The organism is Corallococcus llansteffanensis, from assembly GCF_003612055.1.
Lineage (GTDB): Bacteria > Myxococcota > Myxococcia > Myxococcales > Myxococcaceae > Corallococcus > Corallococcus llansteffanensis.
On the sequence record NZ_RAWB01000829.1, the window covers coordinates 1 to 3227 of the forward strand.

Below are 3227 nucleotides of genomic sequence, written 5' to 3' on the forward strand. Positions count from 1 at the left end.
CAGCCACCCCCGGAGACGCCACCATGAGTGCCACCTACATCGTCAAGGACAACGGCAAGCGCTGCTTCGCGCCGCCCTGCGACCACTACGACGTCTTCCTCGCGGACAAGCCGGGAGAGAAGATCAAGTCCATCCACGAGGTGGACCTGAGCGCCGTCACCGGCGGGGATGACACGAAGCAGGGCGAGCTGATGCAGAAGGCCTTCACGCCCGGGGGCCTGAAGCTGGAGGGCTCGCTGGGCGAAGGCCCCAACGCCGTCCGCGGCATCAAGCTGGACGTGCTGCGCGCCACCCGCGTCATCGACTGACGCGGGCCGTGGGGCCCCGAGGATTGCTCGGGGCCGCTTCAGATGCGCACGCCCAGCTGGAAGCCGGGCCAGTTCTGCACGCGATGGTCGAGGCCGGTGTGCGACTTCACCGGCAGCGTGGACAGCTTCGCGAAGCCCGGCTCCCCCCAGGTGAACCAGGCGTTGTAGGTCGGCCCTCCGAAGACGGCCAGCCGGGGCATGATCTGGAAGCCCAGCATGGCGCGCGCCTGCGCCAGCAGGTTGTTGGACTTGCTGGAGAACGGCGCGTCCTTGGACAGCACCTGGCTGCCCGCCACGTCCACGTCCACCCAGAGGCGGGAGCCCAGCGGGATGTGTCCGCCCACGCCCAGCCCCAGGCTGAAGCGCTGGAAGCGGTCATCCGGCCCCAGACCCGCGATGAGCGTGGTGTACACGTGCCGGCCGCCGAACTTCAGCGCCACGTTGGTGAGCTGGATGTCGCTGCCGAACACCTCCAGGTGCAGCTGGCCCTTCTGCTCGAAGGTCAGCAGGCCCAGCGGCACGCCGTCCACCTCCTTGGCCACGTTGATCAGGCCCAGCTGCACGCCGTGCACGACGCTGGCCACGTTGATCAACCCCAGCTGCATGCCCGTCACGTCGCCGCCCACGTTGATCACCGCGAGCTGCATGCCGGTGAGGGAAGAGGCGCGGTTGAGCAGGGCCGAGCCCTGCAGGCCCTGCACGTCCGACGCCGCGTTGTTGACGCCCAGCGTGAGCTGGAAGCCGTGGAGCGCGCCGCTCGCGTGGTTGACGCCCAGGGAGAGCTGCCCGCCGCTGACCTCGGCGGTGGTGACGTTGAGGCCCAGCGCCGCCTGGACGCCCGCCATGGAGCCCCGCGCGATGTTCGCCCCCAGGGCGAGCTGCCCCACGCCGGACACGTCCCCGGTGGAGAGGTTGAACCCGAGCGTCGCCTGTCCGCCGCGCACCCCGCCGCCCGCCACGTTGGCGGCGAGTGAGAGCTGTGCGCCGTCCACCGTCCCGCCCGCATGGTTGAAGCCCAGGGACAGCGCCGCGCCCCTCGTCTCCGCGTCGTACATGTTGCCCAGGAGCCCCAGCGCCAGCCCGCCCCCCAGCGCCGTGCCGCCGTTGATGAAGCCCACCGCGAACCGGTTCTCCACCGGCGCGCTGCCGACCCGGAGCGTGTTGATGCTCACCCCCGGGACGAGGCTCAGGTTCACCGGCACCCGCATCCGTCCCTCCGGGGACACCGCGTGCGCCGGCGCCAGGCCGCCGCCGCCGCGCATCACGGTGGCCTCACTGCCCACGCCCAGGAAGTCGCCGGGGGACAGCGGCGTGCGCAGGCCCTCCTTCAGCGTGAAGGCCGTCTCGGACACGCTGCCGCCCAGCTCGCGCCGCGCGCGGTAGGCGCCGGGGGCGAGCCCCAGCTCGGTGGCGCGGCCGGACACCTTCTGCACCTCCACCACCAGCGTGCCCACCGCGTCGCGCACGTACAGCCGGCCCTCCAGCGGCTCGGTGAGGATGAGCCCCGCGGTGGTGGCGCGCAGGTCGGTCATGACGAGGTCGCCGGTGCCCGCCAGCTCGATGTCGTAGTTGGGGTGCTGCGCGCCGCCCTGCGTGCGCTCGGTGCGCGCGAGCGTTTCGTGGAAGGCGAACTGGTACGCCTCCGTGAGCGAGACGCGGCCGTCGTGGGTGACGTCCGCGGCGCCGCGCAGGCCGGACACCAGGTGGTGGGTGAAGAACGAGCCGCCCAGCCGGTCCGACTCCTGCGACGCCTCGTCCGCGCTGGACGAGGTGAGGATGGCGTGGCCCTTCACCTGGATGGCGGAGTCCACCAGGAACGCGGGCCGCGCGACGCCGCCCTTGCGCCGCGCGAACGCGCCGGACGCGCACGAGTCCAGCACCGCGATGCGCACGTCCGCGGGCAGCCCCTCCAGCGCGCGGCGCAGCTCGCCGTAGTCCAGGCGCTCGCCCTTGAGGAGCAGGCCCTCGTCGTCCGAGTGGCCGGAGTAGTACAGCAGCACCTCCACGCGCCGCGCTCCGGAGGCCCGCGCGCCCTCCGCCAGCTTGCGCATGCGCTCGAAGCCGGCCAGGACGCCCGCGCGGTCCACGTCCGTGAGCAGCACGCGGTCCTGGGGCAGCACGCCGCCCAGCTCCGACAGCACCTGGGAGAAGGCGCGCGCGTCGGTGTCCGCGTAGCGCAGCCGCACGCGCTCCCGGCCGCCGTCGTTGACGCCCACGAGCAGGGCCAGGCGGCGCACGGCGACGGCTTCGGCGCGGGCCGGCGCGCCCACGAACAAGGAGAGCGACAGCGAGAGCAGCAGGAGGACGACGGGCGCTCTCATGGGGAGGGCTTCTCCAGCAGGAAGGAGGTCTGCCCCAGCTCTGGAGGCAGGCGCAGCGGCGCGGTGCGCGCGTCGGGGGAGGCGGCGAGGACGCGCGCGGCGGACAGGACGCCGTCCAGCGCGAAGGGCGCATCGGCGGTGATGAAGAAGAAGCGCTCGAAGCCGGGCGCGTCGTCCAGTTCGTAGGCGCGGGGCAGCAGGTGCGTGCCGGAGCGCTCCAGCACGGCGGACTGGTGCCCCGGCTTCTGCCCCGCTTCCCCGGTCTCCGGCAGGTGCAGGGTGACGGCGCCGCGGCCGTCCACGGAGACGAGGACGCCGTGGGCCTTGCCGGCGGAGGTGTAGGAGAGCTGCACCACGTCACCGGCCTGGGCGTGGGCGCCGTCGGTGAGGCGCTCGGAGCGGGCGGCGCTCTGGCGGTGCACGTCGAGCCGCGGCTGGAGGCCCTTGCTGCGCGTGGGCTCCAGGACCCCGGTGCCGCCCCACGAGCCTGGCGCCTCCCGCCCCTCGGACGATGTCAGGGGCCGCACGAGGACGATCAGGGTCGCGGCGGCGAGCACCGGCACCAGGAGGGGCAGGAAGCGCCACGAAGGGCGCGTTG

2 protein-coding genes and 1 pseudogene are annotated in these 3227 nt (G+C 73.2%); 1 reads left to right on the forward strand and 2 read right to left on the reverse strand.

Features of this window, described 5'->3' with window-relative positions; genetic code table 11:
- Nucleotides 1-308: pseudogene (locus D7V93_RS40840) on the forward strand (DUF6748 domain-containing protein); the annotation flags it as partial.
- Nucleotides 309-346: 38 nt separating this feature from the next.
- Here the strand turns inward: D7V93_RS40840 and D7V93_RS40845 are convergent.
- Nucleotides 347-2629, reverse strand: coding sequence for a caspase family protein (locus D7V93_RS40845; protein WP_120648403.1), 2283 nt, complete (start codon nucleotides 2627-2629; stop codon nucleotides 347-349).
- Nucleotides 2626-3227 (reverse strand): ActD-like protein (locus tag D7V93_RS40850; protein WP_120648404.1); only part of this gene is annotated, 602 nt, incomplete at its 5' end. The genes D7V93_RS40845 and D7V93_RS40850, both read right to left, overlap by 4 nt.

Coding starts and splice junctions, on each gene's coding strand:
- D7V93_RS40845 (WP_120648403.1), bottom strand. CDS start 2,629: ATGAGAGCGCCCGTCGTCCTCCTGCTGCTCTCGCTGTCGCTCTCCTTG.